The sequence below is a fragment of the Enterobacter cloacae complex sp. 309I3 genome (genome assembly GCF_050031595.1).
GTDB lineage: Bacteria > Pseudomonadota > Gammaproteobacteria > Enterobacterales > Enterobacteriaceae > Enterobacter > Enterobacter cloacae.
In genome coordinates this window covers 1,365,608-1,381,713 of the sequence record NZ_JBLGWI010000001.1, presented here as the reverse complement: position 1 = coordinate 1,381,713, position 16,106 = coordinate 1,365,608, and the positions used below count along the sequence as shown (strand labels likewise).

The 16,106-nt window shown below is 53.0% G+C and carries 11 protein-coding genes and 7 tRNA genes; 13 read left to right on the top strand and 5 right to left on the bottom strand.

The window, feature by feature from the left end:
- Nucleotides 1–25: 25 nt before the first annotated feature.
- The 4 genes from chiQ to nagE all read right to left on the bottom strand — a co-directional run bounded on the left by chiQ (nt 26) and on the right by nagE (nt 6,030).
- Nucleotides 26–355, bottom strand: coding sequence for a ChiQ/YbfN family lipoprotein (gene chiQ / locus ACQG22_RS06455; RefSeq protein ID WP_013097564.1), 330 nt, complete (start codon nt 353–355; stop codon nt 26–28).
- A gap of 44 nt (nt 356–399) precedes the next feature.
- Nucleotides 400–1,797: a chitoporin ChiP gene (chiP, locus tag ACQG22_RS06450; RefSeq protein ID WP_038418907.1), complete on the bottom strand. Its 1,398-nt coding sequence runs from the start codon at nt 1,795–1,797 to the stop codon at nt 400–402.
- Nucleotides 1,798–2,243: 446 nt separating this feature from the next.
- Entirely contained in the window at nt 2,244–3,911 is a 1,668-nt protein-coding gene (glnS, locus tag ACQG22_RS06445) for a glutamine--tRNA ligase (protein WP_013097566.1), read from the bottom strand.
- Between the two features lie 169 nt (nt 3,912–4,080).
- On the bottom strand, nt 4,081–6,030 hold the full coding sequence (nagE, locus tag ACQG22_RS06440) for a PTS N-acetyl glucosamine transporter subunit IIABC (protein WP_020684946.1): 1,950 nt from the start codon (nt 6,028–6,030) through the stop codon (nt 4,081–4,083).
- 329 nt (nt 6,031–6,359) lie between these two features.
- On the opposite strand from nagE, the gene nagB reads away from it, so the two are divergent.
- The 12 genes from nagB (at nt 6,360) to ACQG22_RS06380 (ending at nt 13,226) form a co-directional block, all read left to right on the top strand.
- The gene (nagB, locus tag ACQG22_RS06435; RefSeq protein ID WP_013097568.1) at nt 6,360–7,160 is read left to right on the top strand and encodes a glucosamine-6-phosphate deaminase; all 801 of its coding nucleotides are present in this window, start codon (nt 6,360–6,362) and stop codon (nt 7,158–7,160) included.
- Nucleotides 7,161–7,215: 55 nt separating this feature from the next.
- Nucleotides 7,216–8,364 (top strand): N-acetylglucosamine-6-phosphate deacetylase, encoded by a 1,149-nt coding sequence (nagA, locus tag ACQG22_RS06430; RefSeq protein WP_013097569.1) that lies wholly within the window; start codon nt 7,216–7,218, stop codon nt 8,362–8,364.
- 8 nt (nt 8,365–8,372) lie between these two features.
- Nucleotides 8,373–9,593, top strand: a complete 1,221-nt coding sequence (gene nagC / locus ACQG22_RS06425; RefSeq protein WP_061771999.1) for a DNA-binding transcriptional regulator NagC — start codon at nt 8,373–8,375, stop codon at nt 9,591–9,593.
- A gap of 45 nt (nt 9,594–9,638) precedes the next feature.
- Nucleotides 9,639–10,391, top strand: coding sequence for a ribonucleotide monophosphatase NagD (gene nagD / locus ACQG22_RS06420; RefSeq protein WP_013097571.1), 753 nt, complete (start codon nt 9,639–9,641; stop codon nt 10,389–10,391).
- 249 nt (nt 10,392–10,640) lie between these two features.
- On the top strand, nt 10,641–12,305 hold the full coding sequence (asnB, locus tag ACQG22_RS06415) for an asparagine synthase B (RefSeq protein WP_013097572.1): 1,665 nt from the start codon (nt 10,641–10,643) through the stop codon (nt 12,303–12,305).
- A 227-nt stretch (nt 12,306–12,532) separates the two neighbouring features.
- Nucleotides 12,533–12,609: transfer RNA gene (locus ACQG22_RS06410), tRNA-Met, on the top strand.
- Between the two features lie 8 nt (nt 12,610–12,617).
- Nucleotides 12,618–12,702 (top strand) — tRNA-Leu (locus ACQG22_RS06405).
- 23 nt (nt 12,703–12,725) lie between these two features.
- Nucleotides 12,726–12,800: transfer RNA gene (locus ACQG22_RS06400), tRNA-Gln, on the top strand.
- Between the two features lie 32 nt (nt 12,801–12,832).
- Nucleotides 12,833–12,907: transfer RNA gene (locus ACQG22_RS06395), tRNA-Gln, on the top strand.
- A gap of 17 nt (nt 12,908–12,924) precedes the next feature.
- Nucleotides 12,925–13,001, top strand: a tRNA-Met gene (locus ACQG22_RS06390).
- Between the two features lie 39 nt (nt 13,002–13,040).
- Nucleotides 13,041–13,115 (top strand) — tRNA-Gln (locus ACQG22_RS06385).
- A 36-nt stretch (nt 13,116–13,151) separates the two neighbouring features.
- Nucleotides 13,152–13,226 (top strand) — tRNA-Gln (locus ACQG22_RS06380).
- A 105-nt stretch (nt 13,227–13,331) separates the two neighbouring features.
- On the opposite strand, the gene ubiF is transcribed toward ACQG22_RS06380, so the two are convergent.
- Complete coding sequence (gene ubiF, locus ACQG22_RS06375) at nt 13,332–14,507, bottom strand: 3-demethoxyubiquinol 3-hydroxylase (RefSeq protein ID WP_058680561.1); 1,176 nt, start codon at nt 14,505–14,507, stop codon at nt 13,332–13,334.
- Nucleotides 14,508–14,642: 135 nt separating this feature from the next.
- Here ubiF and miaB point away from each other — a divergent pair, with 135 nt between their 5' ends.
- Complete coding sequence (gene miaB, locus ACQG22_RS06370) at nt 14,643–16,067, top strand: tRNA (N6-isopentenyl adenosine(37)-C2)-methylthiotransferase MiaB (RefSeq protein WP_013097574.1); 1,425 nt, start codon at nt 14,643–14,645, stop codon at nt 16,065–16,067.
- The last annotated feature ends 39 nt before the right edge of the window (nt 16,068–16,106 follow it).

Below are 16,106 nucleotides of genomic sequence, written 5' to 3'. Positions count from 1 at the left end.
CGCCACCGGGCATGATAACAGCGAGTTAATGGCTGTTGTTGCTGCGAATCTCTTTCCAGATCTGATCGCAACGCTTCGCGACTTCCTGATCGTTACCGGTTTTACGCGCCTGGATACAGGCCTGATAATCCATTACACGAATATTCTCCTGGGTTGCGAACTGTTCATGCGCTTTCTCTTTTTTCAGCACATTCAGCACGCTCTGACAGGCTTCGATCTTCTCCGGCGAACCTTCCGCCGTATTGATACACGCGCTGTAGGCTTCTTTCAGACGGGAGTCCTCTTTCGGGGCCTGATTCTGCGCACAAGCCACCAGTCCCGATGCCAGCAACGCGACGATTACAATCTTTTTCATATGTAGTCTCCGGTCCGGCGGGAATTACCCCGCCGGACGAGTCATCAGAAGATGGTGAACGGTGCGATAACCATGAATTTCACGTCGCGTTCATCCTGGAAGATGTTGCCGTAACCGCCCGCGTAGCTCGGGATATCGGAGTGGTTGTCGTATTGTGTAAAGTGCAGTTTGAACATAGTACCTTTGGCGCGACCATCCTGCAGGGTGTAGATCGCATCCAGGCTGTAAGCGGATTCTTTGAGACGATAGTTTGGATCGTAGTATGCGTCTGGCGTTGCCATATCAGCAGGCTTCGCATCCCATGCGTAGGCGTAAGATGCCCCCACCGCCCAGCCTGGCAGGTTCCAGTTTTTCAGATCATACATTGCGCCGAAGAAGACTGCTTTTTCGCCATCGGCGTTGAAGTCGGAACGGTTATCCCACCAGATATCCAGACGACCGTTTGAAGATGCATAGGTTGGGGTCATACGCTGCAGGAAGTAGCCCTGCTGCCCTTCCGCTTTTACCCACGTTCCTTCAAGACGCAAATCTACCTGACCGACTTTGTAGCCGAAGGTCAGCGCCTGCAACCACGCCGTGCCGTCATAAATATCATTCACGCCACCGTCACTGACTTTATCTCGCGTACCGTAGAACTGGTAGCTGGTACTCAGCGGGCTACCCGCGATGTCAAATTTATAACTGGCCTTAGCAAAATACTGATCGATATAACCTTCCGCCTGACCAAATGCCGCTTCAAGCACTAAATCATTTTTAAAGTCGTACTTCGCGCCCAGCGAGTGAAGATAATCCACTTTGGTCTTTTTATCGTTCTGGTAGAACTTGTCCATTTCGATATGCCATGGCGCTTTATACTCGTTGGTCCACATATACGAGAAGCTCAACGCACCTGCGTCACCGTAATCAAAATTGGCACCCGCTTCTGCCCCCTGATAGGTACCTGGCATAAAGCTCCAGTGCGGTGCTAACAGGGTTTGACCGGTTGGCTGAATATAACCACCGCGCGCCCATACCGGGCCGTATTTAAATTTCGCAGCAGCTTTATACAGGCTGATACCGCTTTTATCTCCAGACCAGTCTTCTTTATACGCTTTATTACTGGAGGAGAAGGCTATTTCGTTCGGGTGGCCGCTGTCACCATTTTCCGCCATTTCAATTGCCGTGAAGGCGGCAATATCCAGACCGAACATATCGGCAGCGTAACCAGACTGGAAATCCAGATTGGCGTTCCAGGTAGAGTGAGAAAGGTTCGTTTTATATTTATCTTCCGTGACATCTTTACGGTCACGTTCACGCTGCCAGTAATAAATACCGCCCGTGAGGGTTGAATCATCGATGAAACCTGCTGCTTTAGCGTCTGGCGTCACCACCAGGCCTGACATTGCTGTCACACCGGCAATAGCCAGCGCCAGCGCACTACGTTTGCCACTGAACGTACGCATAGATTATTCCTCTTTGACGAATTAAAACGCCTAAAACGGCGAAAAATATAAAAGACCTGATGGTCAGGGGTAGTCGGAAATACCCTCGAATAACTACCGTCTTTAGGTTATTTTTCGCGACGCGAATTATCAATGCTTTTCGGTGGCTAAAACTCAGGATTATGACGAAGAGCACATAATTGGTAGTGCTTTGTAACATTTAACGGGATGCCAGAACTGGCGGGGGAAAAGGCCGATTTTCAATAAGTAACGCGTTAAATGATATTCTTTTTACGGTGTGTCAGACTTTTGAAAGGGGATAAACTTTTTTTAAAAAAAATAAGTAGCACCACATTGACCTGTTATTTTAATAAACGCTATTTGGCTACTGCTTTAAAGGCATGATCACTCTATAAAAAAACGCCGCATTACGCGGCGTTTGTTTCTCATTGACCAGCGCGGCGTTATTATTCGCCGATCTTCGTCCAGGTATCACGCAGACCAACCGTACGGTTAAATACCGGTTTTTCAGCGGTGCTGTGACGACTGTCCAGGCAGAAGTAACCTTCACGTTCAAACTGGAACGCTTTACCCGCCTCAGCCGCTTTCAGGGATGGCTCAGCGTAACCCTGTTTGATGACCAGCGATTCCGGGTTGATGGTCGCCAGGAAGTCTTCTGCTGCGCCTGGGTTAGGCACGCTGAACAGACGATCGTACAGACGAATCTCTACCGGCAGCGCGTGTGATGCACTGACCCAGTGGATCACACCTTTCACCTTACGACCGTCCGCTGGATCTTTGCTCAGAGTCTCGGCATCGTAAGTGCAGAAGATCGTGGTGATGTTGCCTTCAGCATCTTTCTCTACGCGCTCAGCCTTGATCACATAGGCGTTACGCAGACGCACCTCTTTACCGAGCACCAGTCGCTTGTACTGCTTGTTCGCTTCTTCGCGGAAGTCAGCACGATCGATCCAGATTTCACCACTGAACGGTACGTCACGGCTGCCCATCTCCGGTTTGTTCGGATGGTTAGGCATCGAGACCATTTCGCTCGCACCCTGCGGATAGTTTTCGATAACCAGTTTTACCGGGTCGATAACGGCCATCGCGCGCGGCGCGTTTTCGTTCAGATCTTCACGAATGCAGGATTCCAGAGACGCCATCTCAATGGTGTTATCCTGCTTGGTCACGCCAATGCGTTTGCAGAACTCACGGATTGACGCCGCGGTGTAGCCACGACGGCGCAGACCAGAGATGGTCGGCATACGTGGGTCGTCCCAGCCTTCAACGTGCTTATCGGTCACCAGCAGGTTCAGCTTACGCTTGGACATCACGGTGTATTCCAGATTCAGACGAGAGAACTCGTACTGACGCGGATGCACCGGAATCGTGATGTTATCCAGCACCCAGTCGTACAGACGACGGTTGTCCTGGAATTCCAGCGTACACAGCGAGTGGGTGATGCCTTCCAGCGCATCGCTGATGCAGTGGGTGAAGTCGTACATCGGGTAGATGCACCACTTGTTACCGGTCTGGTGATGTTCAGCGAATTTAATGCGGTACAGCACCGGGTCGCGCATCACGATAAACGGTGATGCCATATCGATTTTGGCACGCAGGCACGCTTTACCTTCCTCGAAGCCACCAGCACGCATTTTTTCAAACAGCGCCAGGTTCTCTTCCACGCTGCGATCGCGGAACGGGCTGTTTTTACCCGGTGCCGTCAGCGTGCCGCGGTATTCACGGATTTCATCCGCAGAGAGCTCGTCAACGTAGGCCAGACCTTTATTGATCAGCTCAACGGCATAGGCATACAGCTGATCGAAATAGTCAGAGGAGTAGCAGATATCGCCAGACCAGTTGAAGCCCAGCCATTGCACGTCGTTCTTAATGGACTCAACGTATTCGATGTCTTCTTTTACTGGGTTGGTGTCATCGAAACGCAGGTTGCACTGCCCCTGGTAATCCTGTGCGATACCAAAGTTCAGGCAGATCGATTTGGCGTGACCAATGTGCAGGTAGCCATTAGGCTCCGGCGGGAAACGCGTATGCACCGTGGTGTGCTTACCACTGGCCAGATCTTCATCGATGATCTGACGAATAAAGTTACTCGGGCGGGCTTCTGCCTCACTCATCGTGGATTCCTCAAAGCGTAAACAACGTATAACGGCATATGATCTTATAAGCCGGACGTAGTGACAACCCTTAAAACGTCCCGGAAGAAAATAATGGGGGCATTTGCTGCAAAAAAAAGCGGCGGAGGATCTCCCCCGCCGCTTAAGGCATGACTCTACTCAGGAGCGATTACTTGCCTTTAATCTCATACAGTGGCGTTTGCCCCGCAACCACCTGACCTTTTGCCTGAAGCACCAGGCCGCTGAAGTCGTCGATATTGCTGCATACCACCGGGCTTATCATCGAACGGGCATTGGCGTTCAGGAAGTCCAGATCCATTTCAAGAATCGGCTGGCCTGCAACCACTTCTGCGCCCTCTTCTACCAGGCGAGTAAAGCCCTGGCCGTTCAGCGCAACGGTATCAATACCCATATGAACCACGATCTCCGCGCCTTTTTCGGTTTCGAGGCAGAACGCGTGGTTGGTGTTGAAGATTTTCACGATGGTGCCCGCCGCAGGAGACACAACGGTTTTCTCCGTTGGTTTCACCGCAACACCGTCACCGACCGCTTTGCTGGCAAACGCTTCGTCAGGTACCTGCTCAAGCGCGACCACCTCACCCGTAACCGGTGAAACCAGCGCGGCGATAGTAGCGGCGTTTGGTACAGCCTGCGGTTTAGCAACCGGAGCATCAGCCACAGGCGCGCTATCCGTTGAGGCAGCAGCAACCGGTCCACGGGCAACCACTTTTTTCATTTCATCGCCGATAGATTCGGCTTTCGCACCCACAATAACCTGGATGGTTTGTTTGTTCAGTTTCACCACACCAGACGCGCCCAGGCGTTTGCACATGGCATCGCTTACGCGCGCAGAGTCGCCAACGGTCAGACGCAGACGGGTAATACAGGCATCAATGGCTTTCAGGTTATCGGTACCGCCTACCGCGGCGATATAGCTGGTTGCCAGCTGGGTCAACCCTTCTTCGGTATTGCTGTTTGCTTCACTGGTTACGACGTCATCTTTTGTATCCTCGCGGCCCGGCGTTTTGAGGTTAAACATACGAATAACCGCGCTGAACAGGAGGAAGTAGACGACGAAGAACACCAGGCCCATCACAACCAGCATCCAGACGTTTTTGCTGGCTGCCGGCAGGTTGTACATCAACACGTAGTCGATCGCACCGGCTGAGAAGGAGAAGCCCGCGTGAATGCCCAGCAGGGTGGCCACAAACAGGCTGATACCGGTAAGCACCGCATGCATGAGATACAGCAGCGGAGCCAGGAACATGAACAGGAATTCCAGTGGCTCAGTAACACCGGTCAGGAACGCCGTTACCGCAACGGAGAGCAGCATGCCGCCAACCATTGGGCGACGCGCTTTTGGCGCGGCCAGATACATTGCCAGTGCAGCGCCCGGCAGACCAAACATCATGATTGGGAAGAAACCGGACATGAACATGCCCGCGGTGCCGTCACCCGCGTAGAAGCGGTTGATATCACCGTGGAATACGGTACCTGCTGCGTTGGTGAACTCACCAATCTGGAACCATGCGATGGTGTTCAGAACCTGATGCAGGCCGGTTGGGATCAGCAGACGGTTGATGAAACCGAAGATACCTGCCCCCATTGCGCCCGCAGACACGATCCACTCACCGCCTGCATGAATGGCATGCTGTACCGGCGGCCAGACATAACCAAAGATAGCGGCCAGAATCAGACAGAAAAAGCCTGTCGCAATCGGAACAAAGCGTTTTCCGCCAAAGAAGCTCAGGAAATCTGGCAGTTTGATACCCGCCCAACGGTTGTACACTGCACCGCCGACCAGACCGGTAATAATACCCGCCAGAACACCCATGTTGATTTCAGGGTTGATGGTTACCATCGCTTTGGTCAGGATGAAATAACCGACTGCCCCTGCCAGCGCCGCGGCACCCGCGCTGTCTTTAGACCAGCTGGACGCCACGCCGATGGCGAAAATCAGCGCCAGGTTGTCAAATATCGCACCACCCGCTTGCGCGATAAACGGCACGTTAAGAAGATCGGGTTGCCCGAATCGCAACAGCAGTGCTGCAACCGGTAGCACGGCGATAGGGAGCTGCAAAGCCCTACCGAGGCGCTGGAAAAAACCTAAAATATTCATCCTATTCCCCCTACGAGACCCTTGTTAAGGCTCGTGCATTAACTATGTTTTTTATTGTGTCACGAACTAGAAATACAGTTGATGATTCACTGGCATTGTGAGTGTGTGAAAAATTAATTCGTATCGCAAATTAAAAGCGTACTTTTTGTGATTTTTGTCACCAAATATCGTTTATCACCCTCCCTTTCACTGGCTAACATCGAAAACTTATTTTATCATTCGAAAAATCAAGACGGATTGATCCGGCCTGAAAGGTTCCAGGTTACGCTTAAGTATCAGGTCCCGATACCCATCCGCCCACTCTTCTACTTAAACTCTTGAGGTGAACAATGAGACTGATTCCCCTGGCAACTGCTGAACAAGTCGGTAAATGGGCCGCTCGCCATATCGTTAACCGTATTAACGCCTTCAAACCAACCGCCGATCGTCCTTTCGTACTTGGCCTCCCTACCGGCGGCACACCGCTGACCGCATATAAAGCACTGGTAGAGATGCACAAAGCAGGCCAGGTTAGCTTCAAACACGTTGTCACATTCAACATGGATGAATATGTCGGCTTACCGAAGGATCACCCGGAAAGCTACCATAGCTTCATGCACCGTAATTTCTTTGATCACGTTGATATTCCAGCTGAAAACATTAACCTGCTGAATGGAAACGCGCCTGATATTGACGCAGAATGCCGTCAGTATGAAGAAAAAATCCGTTCTTACGGTAAAATCCACCTGTTTATGGGCGGTGTGGGTAACGATGGTCATATCGCGTTTAACGAACCCGCGTCGTCACTGGCGTCCCGTACCCGTATTAAAACGCTGACCCATGACACGCGCGTGGCAAACTCCCGCTTCTTTGATGGCGATGTGAACCAGGTTCCTAAATATGCCCTGACCGTCGGTGTCGGCACGCTGCTGGATGCCGAAGAAGTGATGATTCTGGTGCTGGGCAGCGTGAAGGCGCAGGCGCTCCAGGCTGCCGTTGAAGGCAACGTAAACCACATGTGGACCATCAGCTGCCTGCAGCTGCATCCAAAATCCGTCATCGTCTGTGACGAACCGTCCACGATGGAACTGAAGGTGAAGACGCTGAAATACTTCAACGAGTTAGAAGCTGAGAACATCAAAGGTCTGTAATTGAATAACCGCCTCTTCATGAAGAGGCGGCCGCTTTTTTTAACCGGGGGTCGTTATGTACGCTTTAACCCACGGTCGGATTTATACCGGCCATGAAATTCTGGATGACCATGCGATTGTTATCGCCAATGGCCTGATTGAACGTGTTTGTCCGCTGGCAGAGCTGCCGCCGGAGATTGAACAGCGCTCACTCAATGGAGCAGTAATCTCCCCCGGTTTTATCGACGTACAGCTGAACGGCTGCGGCGGTGTGCAGTTTAACGACACCGCAGACGCCGTCACCGTCGAAACGCTGGAAATCATGCAGAAAGCGAACGAGAAATCGGGCTGCACCAGCTATCTGCCAACCCTCATCACCAGCAGCGATGAACTGATGAAACAGGGTATCCGCGTTATGCGTGAATACCTGGCGAAACACCCAAATCAGGCTCTGGGTCTGCACCTTGAAGGGCCATGGCTGAATATGGTGAAGAAAGGGACGCATAATCCGGATTACGTGCGTAAGCCTGATGCCGAACTGGTCGACTATATGTGTGCCAATGCGGATGTGATCACCAAAGTGACGCTGGCACCTGAAATGACCGGTACTGACGTGATCAGCAAACTGGCCGCCGCCGGGATTGTCGTGTCAGCGGGCCATTCAAACGCCACGCTGAAAGAGGCAAAAGCCGGTTTCCGTGCGGGTATTACCTTTGCGACACACCTGTATAACGCCATGCCGTATATCACGGGTCGTGAACCGGGGCTGGTCGGGGCGATTCTGGATGAGCCAGACGTTTACTGCGGCATCATCGCGGACGGTTTACACGTCGATTACACCAACATTCGCAACGCCAAGCGGCTGAAAGGTGACAAGCTTTGCCTGGTGACGGATGCCACCGCACCGGCAGGTGCAAATATTGAGCAGTTCATTTTTGCCGGTAAAACAATATACTACCGCAACGGACTGTGTGTGGATGAAAACGGTACGTTGAGCGGCTCCTCCCTGACCATGATTGAAGGCGTGCGTAACCTGGTCGAGCATTGCGGCATTGCGCTTGAAGAAGTGCTGCGCATGGCAACCCTTTATCCTGCGCGTGCCATCGGCGTGGATAAACAGCTTGGCGGAATTGCACCAGGCATGGTTGCAAACCTGACGGCATTCACACACGATTATAAAATTATTAAGACCATCGTTAATGGTAACGAGGTCGTCACTGAGTAAGTAAAAGTATGACACCAGGCGGACAAGCTCAAATCGGTAATGTCGATCTCGTTAAACAGCTTAACAGCGCGGCGGTATATCGCCTGATTGACCAACACGGGCCAATCTCACGTATTCAGATAGCCGAACAAAGCCAGCTTGCTCCCGCCAGCGTGACAAAAATTACACGTCAGCTTATTGAGCGCGGCCTGATCAAAGAAGTCGATCAGCAGGCCTCCACCGGAGGCCGCCGCGCAATTTCCATCATCACCGAAACCCGCAATTTTCAGGCCATTGGCGTTCGTCTTGGTCGCCATGACACCACCCTGACGCTTTACGATCTGAGCAGTAAAGCCATTGCCGAAGAGCACTACCCTCTTCCGGAGCGCACCCAGGAGACACTGGAGCACGCGCTGCTCAATACCATCGCGCACTTTATCGAAAGCTGTCAGCGCAAAATCCGCGAGCTCATCGCCATTTCGGTGATCCTGCCTGGGCTGGTTGACCCGGAAAGCGGTGTCATTCGTTATATGCCACATATCCCGGTCGAGAACTGGGCGCTGGTGGAGGCGCTGGAAAAGCGCTTTAAGGTGACCTGCTTTGTGGGTCACGACATCCGCTCGCTGGCGCTGGCCGAGCACTACTTTGGTGCGAGTCAGGACTGTGAAGACTCTATTCTGGTGCGTGTTCACCGCGGTACCGGGGCGGGCATTATCTCCAACGGACGTATCTTTATTGGCCGTAACGGCAACGTGGGCGAGATTGGTCATATCCAGGTGGAACCGCTTGGCGAGCGCTGCCACTGCGGTAATTTTGGCTGTCTTGAAACGGTTGCCGCCAACGCGGCCATTGAGCATCGCGTCCGTCATCTGCTGGAACAAGGCTACCAGAGCCGCGTGACGCTGGATGATTGTAAAATCGGCACCATCTGCAAAGCCGCCAATAAAGGCGATGCGCTGGCCTGCGAAGTGATCGAACAGGTCGGGCGCCACCTCGGCAAAACCATTGCCATTGCCATCAACCTTTTTAATCCGCAAAAAGTGGTGATTGCAGGTGAAATCGTCGAGGCGGAAAAAGTGTTACTGCCCGCGATTGAAGGCTGCATTAACACCCAGGCGTTGAAAGCGTTTCGTCAGAATTTACCGGTCGTGCGTTCGACGCTGGATCACCGCTCTGCGATTGGCGCGTTTGCGCTGGTCAAACGCGCCATGCTCAACGGGATCCTGTTGCAGCATTTGCTGGAAAGCTAATCGGGACTTATAGTAACGCCTTCTTTTTTTGATGTCGGATTGTTCATGACCATTAAGAATGTAATTTGTGATATTGACGGCGTGCTGATGCACGACAACGTCGCCGTGCCAGGTGCTGCGGAGTTTCTACACCGCATCATCGACAAAGGAATGCCGCTGGTTCTTCTCACGAACTACCCTTCCCAAACCGGTCAGGATCTGGCGAACCGTTTTGCCACTGCGGGCATTAACGTACCGGACAGCGTGTTTTATACCTCCGCAATGGCGACGGCAGATTTTTTGAAGCGTCAGGAAGGGAAAAAAGCCTACGTGGTCGGTGAAGGTGCGCTGATCCACGAGCTGTATAAAGCAGGCTTTACCATTACCGATGTGAACCCGGACTTTGTGATCGTCGGCGAAACGCGCTCGTTTAACTGGGAGATGATGCATAAGGCCGCCTACTTTGTCGCCAGCGGCGCGCGTTTTATCGCCACCAACCCCGATACGCACGGCCGTGGTTTCTATCCGGCCTGCGGCGCACTGTGCGCCGGTATCGAAAAAATCTCCGGTCGTAAACCGTTTGTGGTCGGTAAACCGAGCCCGTGGATCATTCGTGCCGCGCTGAACACGATGCAGGCCCACTCTGAAGAGACGGTGATTGTCGGTGATAACCTGCGCACCGATATTCTGGCCGGTTTCCAGGCGGGTCTGGAGACCATTCTGGTGCTCTCCGGTGTCTCTCAACTTGATGACATTGATTCGATGCCGTTCCGGCCGAGCTGGATCTACCCCTCCGTCGACGAGATTGACATTATCTGATTCAGAACCACGCCTCAGGGCGTGGTTTTTCATTTATAGCCCCGCCCAATAAAATCACATCTAACAAAAACGACAGTTCATTGCATAATCATCAATAAAACTGTTCATGACATACTCTTTTTTCAACATTCCGCAATCACCATTGCACTATTTTCGTTTAACCCGGTAAAACCCTTGCGCGCTCTTCTCCTTTGCGGCATTTTCATAAGCAAGCAACATTACAAAGCAACAGGGTTAACGGAGAAGGTTATGTGTTCAATTTTTGGCGTACTGGATATTAAAACTGACGCGGGCGAACTGCGTAAAAAAGCACTCGAGCTGTCCCGCCTGATGCGCCATCGCGGCCCGGACTGGTCCGGTATTTACGCCAGTGACAAAGCAATTCTGGCTCATGAACGTCTGTCGATTGTGGACGTCAACGCCGGTGCACAGCCGCTGTATAACGAGAAAAAAACACACGCGCTGGCTGTAAACGGTGAAATCTATAACCATCAGGCGCTGCGTGCCGAGTATGGCGATCGCTACGCCTTCCAGACCGGCTCTGACTGTGAAGTCATTCTGGCGCTGTATCAGGAGAAAGGCCCTGAGTTCCTGGACGACCTGCAGGGTATGTTTGCATTCGCCCTGTACGACAGCGAAAAAGACGCTTATCTGATTGGCCGCGACCACATTGGTATCATTCCGCTGTATATGGGCCATGATGAACACGGCAACTTCTATGTTGCGTCTGAAATGAAAGCGCTGGTGCCGGTATGCCGCACCATTAAAGAGTTCCCGGCAGGTAGCTATCTATGGAGCAAAGATGGCGAAATCCGTCAGTACTACCAGCGCGACTGGTTTGACTATGACGCGGTAAAAGACAACGTGACTGACAAAGCCGAGCTGCGTCAGGCGCTGGAAGATTCCGTTAAAAGCCACCTGATGTCAGACGTGCCTTACGGTGTGCTGCTCTCCGGCGGGCTGGACTCCTCCGTTATTTCAGCCATCACCAAGAAATTTGCGGCGCGTCGTGTTGAAGATCAGGAGCGTTCAGAAGCCTGGTGGCCGCAGCTGCACTCCTTTGCCGTAGGGCTGGAAGGTGCACCGGATCTGAAAGCCGCGCAGGACGTGGCGAACCACCTCGGCACCGTGCACCATGAAATTCATTTCACCGTGCAGGAAGGACTGGATGCGATCCGCGACGTGATCTATCACATTGAAACCTATGATGTGACGACCATTCGCGCATCCACCCCTATGTACCTGATGTCCCGTAAGATTAAAGCAATGGGCATCAAGATGGTGTTGTCAGGTGAAGGTTCTGATGAAGTGTTTGGCGGTTACCTTTACTTCCATAAGGCGCCGAACGCGAAAGAGCTGCATGAAGAGACCGTACGTAAACTGCAGGCGCTGCACATGTTTGACTGCGCACGTGCTAACAAAGCGATGTCCGCATGGGGTGTTGAAGCGCGCGTTCCGTTCCTGGATAAAAAATTCCTCGACGTGGCCATGCGCATTAACCCGCAGGACAAAATGTGCGGCAACGGTAAAATGGAAAAACATATCCTGCGTGAATGTTTTGAATCCTACCTGCCGGCGAGCGTGGCGTGGCGTCAGAAAGAGCAGTTCTCGGATGGCGTTGGCTACAGCTGGATCGACACCCTGAAAGAGGTGGCGGCGAAACAGGTTTCAGACCAACAACTGGAAACAGCAAGCTTCCGCTTCCCGTACAACACGCCAGGCTCTAAAGAAGCGTATCTGTACCGTGAGATCTTCGAAGAACTGTTCCCGGTACCGAGTGCTGCTGAGTGTGTGCCAGGCGGTCCTTCAGTGGCCTGCTCTTCAGCGAAAGCCATTGAATGGGATGAATCTTTCAAAGCGATGAACGATCCATCAGGACGTGCAGTAGGCGTTCACCAGTCTGCCTATAAATAAACACGTATTTGAACATCAGGCCCTGCGGGGCCTGTTTTTATTTGCCTTACATTTCACCGTCTAAAATCGATTAATAACCAATAATTGCCGAATATTCGGTCACGCTGTTCGCAACCTAACCAAACAGTCACATTCCGGCCATTTTCGTTGAAAAAGGTGTTGACGCTGCAAGGGTCTATACGCATAATGCGCCCCGCAACGCCGATAAGGTAACGCGAAAAAAAGATGGCTACGTAGCTCAGTTGGTTAGAGCACATCACTCATAATGATGGGGTCACAGGTTCGAATCCCGTCGTAGCCACCATCTTTTTTGCGGGAGTGGCGAAATTGGTAGACGCACCAGATTTAGGTTCTGGCGCCGCAAGGTGTGCGAGTTCAAGTCTCGCCTCCCGCACCATTCCCAGGTAAGCGTTGCACGGATGGGGTATCGCCAAGCGGTAAGGCACCGGTTTTTGATACCGGCATTCCCTGGTTCGAATCCAGGTACCCCAGCCATATTTCTTCGATCATGCGGTTCTCCGCGGTATTGGGGTATCGCCAAGCGGTAAGGCACCGGTTTTTGATACCGGCATTCCCTGGTTCGAATCCAGGTACCCCAGCCATCGAAGAACGCAGTACTGGCTACGTAGCTCAGTTGGTTAGAGCACATCACTCATAATGATGGGGTCACAGGTTCGAATCCCGTCGTAGCCACCATATTAAGATTATCGATCTGTTTCGGTAATAAAAAATTGTTGGGGTATCGCCAAGCGGTAAGGCACCGGATTCTGATTCCGGCATTCCGAGGTTCGAATCCTCGTACCCCAGCCAATTTAAAAAGTCGTTAAGCAGTACGTTTAACGCAATTGGGGTGTCGCCAAGCGGTAAGGCTCTGGTTTCTGATACCAGCATTCCGGGGTTCGAATCCCTGCACCCCAGCCACTTAAAACAAACAAGCCCGCTCTGCGGGCTTTTTTGTTTTTATACAGAATTGTGCGGCCTGATGCCCTCGCCCTGGCCCTCTCCCACGGGGAGAGGGTAAAAGGATTAGAGTCCGAGAGCGTATTTGAGCGCCTGACGCTTCAAGCCGCCAGCGCGTTCCGCCGCCATCAATCCAATGTTTCGCAGAATACGCACCGGGGCCAGATCATTGCTGAAACCGGCATAGAACAGATCCATCCCAGACTGCATGATGAAGTTATCCGCCATACGTCGCGTCTGGTAGCGCTTGAGTACATGATGGCTTGACCAGGCCTCCGCATGCGCGCGTGCATTACCCAGCACATCCAGTAAAGCGTCAACGTCACGATACCCGAGATTCACGCCCTGCCCCGCCAGGGGATGAATGGTGTGCGCCGCATCGCCCACCAGCGCCAGCCCTTCACGGGCATACTGCAGCGCATGGCGCCGTGTAAGGGGAAACGCCCCTGCGGCAACCGGCGTGATATGTCCCAGACGGGCCGGGAAGTGTTGCAGAATTTCACGCTGCAACTGCTCCATTGACAGCCCCTGTAGCTGGCGAATGCGCGCCGGTTTGTCGTACCACACCAGCGACGCCCAGTTATCGAACAGCGGTAAAAAGGCATGCGGACCATTCGGAGTAAAGTGCTGCCAGGTACTCTCTCCCGGCGCATTTTCACACTGAACGGTGATCAGCATACAAGACTGCTCATACTGCCAGGCATGAACACCGATGCCCGCCATCTGTCTGACCTGCGAGTGAGCACCGTCAGCCCCAATGACCAGCTTCACGGCCAGTTCATCGCCGCTGTCGAGCGTCAGCGTGTAGCCGCTATTGTGAGGATGCAGCGCCTTCAGCGACGCAGGAACACACAGCGTCACCTTCGGATGCGCCTCCAGCGCCTGCCAGAGCGCCCGCTGGAGGACGTTGTTTTCCACCATATAGCCCAGACGCGGCAGCTTCAGCTCGGCGGCATCAAACGCGACGTGGGCATTTTCCCATTCCCAGGTTTCAAGGCGACTGTAAGGGTGAGCCCGCATATCGAGCACCGCCTCCCAGACGCCCAGCCCGCGAAGCAAATCAACAGAGGCCGCGCTGATGGCGGAAATGCGGACATCCGGCTTTGCCGTCGGGTCAAACTCAGCAGGTGCCGCCTGCTCAATAACCGTTACCTCAAATCCCTGCTGCGCCAGCCCCAGCGCCAGCGCGCCGCCGACCATACCGCCGCCGACAACGGCAATTTCGGTGTGTTGGAGTGTCATGGTCACTTTTCCTTATTGGAGAATCCCTTAAGTTTACCGGATTTTTGCGGTCCTGAGACGCATAACCTTCATACTGGTCACAACCCCACCAAAGCATTACAATACACGGCTTGCAATCCTGAGCTGAGCAAGTCGATGACTAAAAAACTCCATATAAAAACCTGGGGCTGTCAGATGAACGAATACGATTCATCCAAGATGGCCGATCTGCTGGATACCACCCACGGATACCAGCTGACTGAAAATGCGAAAGAAGCCGATGTGCTGCTGCTGAATACCTGCTCAATTCGTGAAAAAGCGCAGGAAAAAGTCTTCCACGTTTTAGGTCGCTGGAAACTTCTCAAACGAAAAAATCCGGACCTGATCATCGGTGTGGGTGGCTGCGTCGCGTCGCAGGAAGGTAAGCTGATTCGTCAGAGAGCCCCCTATGTGGATATTGTCTTTGGCCCCCAGACCCTGCACCGCCTGCCGGAAATGATCAACAAGGTGCGCGGCGATCGTAGCCCGGTCGTTGATGTCAGCTTCCCGGAGATCGAAAAATTTGACCGTCTGCCCGAGCCGCGTGCGGATGGCCCGACCGCGTTCGTCTCAATCATGGAAGGCTGCAACAAATACTGCACTTATTGCGTGGTGCCTTATACCCGTGGTGAGGAAGTGAGCCGCCCGGCAGACGATATTCTGTTTGAAATCGCGCAGCTTGCCGCACAGGGCGTACGCGAGGTGAACCTGCTGGGTCAGAACGTGAACGCCTGGCGTGGTGAGAACTACGACGGCACCACCGGCAGCTTTGCTGAACTGCTGCGCCTGGTGGCTGCGATTGACGGTATCGACCGTATTCGCTTTACCACCAGCCATCCAATGGAATTCACCGACGATATTATCGACGTTTACCGCGATACGCCGGAGCTGGTGAGCTTCCTGCATTTGCCGATTCAGTGCGGCTCTGACCGCGTGCTGAACCTGATGGGGCGTCCGCATACGGTGCTGGAGTACAAATCCACCATTCGTAAGCTGCGTGAAGCGCGTCCGGATATCCAGATAAGTTCCGACTTTATCGTTGGCTTCCCTGGTGAAACCGCTGACGACTTCGAGCGCACCATGAAGCTCATCGGCGAAGTGAATTTTGACGTCAGCTACAGCTTCATCTTCTCTGCGCGCCCTGGCACACCGGCGGCCGATATGGTTGACGATGTCCCGGAAGAAGAGAAAAAACAGCGTCTGTATATTCTGCAGGAGCGTATCAACCAGCAGGCCAACGCCTGGAGCCGCCGCATGCTCGGCACCGTCCAGCGTATTCTGGTGGAAGGCACCTCCCGTAAGAGCATCATGGAACTCTCAGGCCGTACCGAAAACAACCGCGTGGTGAATTTCGAAGGCACCCCAGACATGATCGGTAAATTTGTGGACGTCGAGATTGTGGAAGTGCTGACCAACTCGCTGCGCGGAAAACTGGTGCGCACCGAAGATGAGATGGGGCTGCGCATTGCGCAATCTCCTGAATCCGTCATTTCCCGCACGCGTAAAGAAAACGATTCTGGCGTTCGGGTTTACCAGCCATAATCCTTCAGGCCTGCCTTCCCGGCAGGCCTTGTATTTCCT

What these genes read in the sequence shown, in the direction of transcription:
- nagA (WP_013097569.1), top strand. Translation starts at nt 7,216, where the DNA reads ATGTACGCTTTAACCCACGGTCGGATTTATACCGGCCATGAAATTCTG.
- nagE (WP_020684946.1), bottom strand. Translation starts at nt 6,030, where the DNA reads ATGAATATTTTAGGTTTTTTCCAGCGCCTCGGTAGGGCTTTGCAGCTC.
- chiQ (WP_013097564.1), bottom strand. Translation starts at nt 355, where the DNA reads ATGAAAAAGATTGTAATCGTCGCGTTGCTGGCATCGGGACTGGTGGCT.
- glnS (WP_013097566.1), bottom strand. Translation starts at nt 3,911, where the DNA reads ATGAGTGAGGCAGAAGCCCGCCCGAGTAACTTTATTCGTCAGATCATC.
- asnB (WP_013097572.1), top strand. Translation starts at nt 10,641, where the DNA reads ATGTGTTCAATTTTTGGCGTACTGGATATTAAAACTGACGCGGGCGAA.
- nagB (WP_013097568.1), top strand. Translation starts at nt 6,360, where the DNA reads ATGAGACTGATTCCCCTGGCAACTGCTGAACAAGTCGGTAAATGGGCC.
- ubiF (WP_058680561.1), bottom strand. Translation starts at nt 14,507, where the DNA reads ATGACACTCCAACACACCGAAATTGCCGTTGTCGGCGGCGGTATGGTC.
- chiP (WP_038418907.1), bottom strand. Translation starts at nt 1,797, where the DNA reads ATGCGTACGTTCAGTGGCAAACGTAGTGCGCTGGCGCTGGCTATTGCC.
- nagD (WP_013097571.1), top strand. Translation starts at nt 9,639, where the DNA reads ATGACCATTAAGAATGTAATTTGTGATATTGACGGCGTGCTGATGCAC.
- miaB (WP_013097574.1), top strand. Translation starts at nt 14,643, where the DNA reads ATGACTAAAAAACTCCATATAAAAACCTGGGGCTGTCAGATGAACGAA.
- nagC (WP_061771999.1), top strand. Translation starts at nt 8,373, where the DNA reads ATGACACCAGGCGGACAAGCTCAAATCGGTAATGTCGATCTCGTTAAA.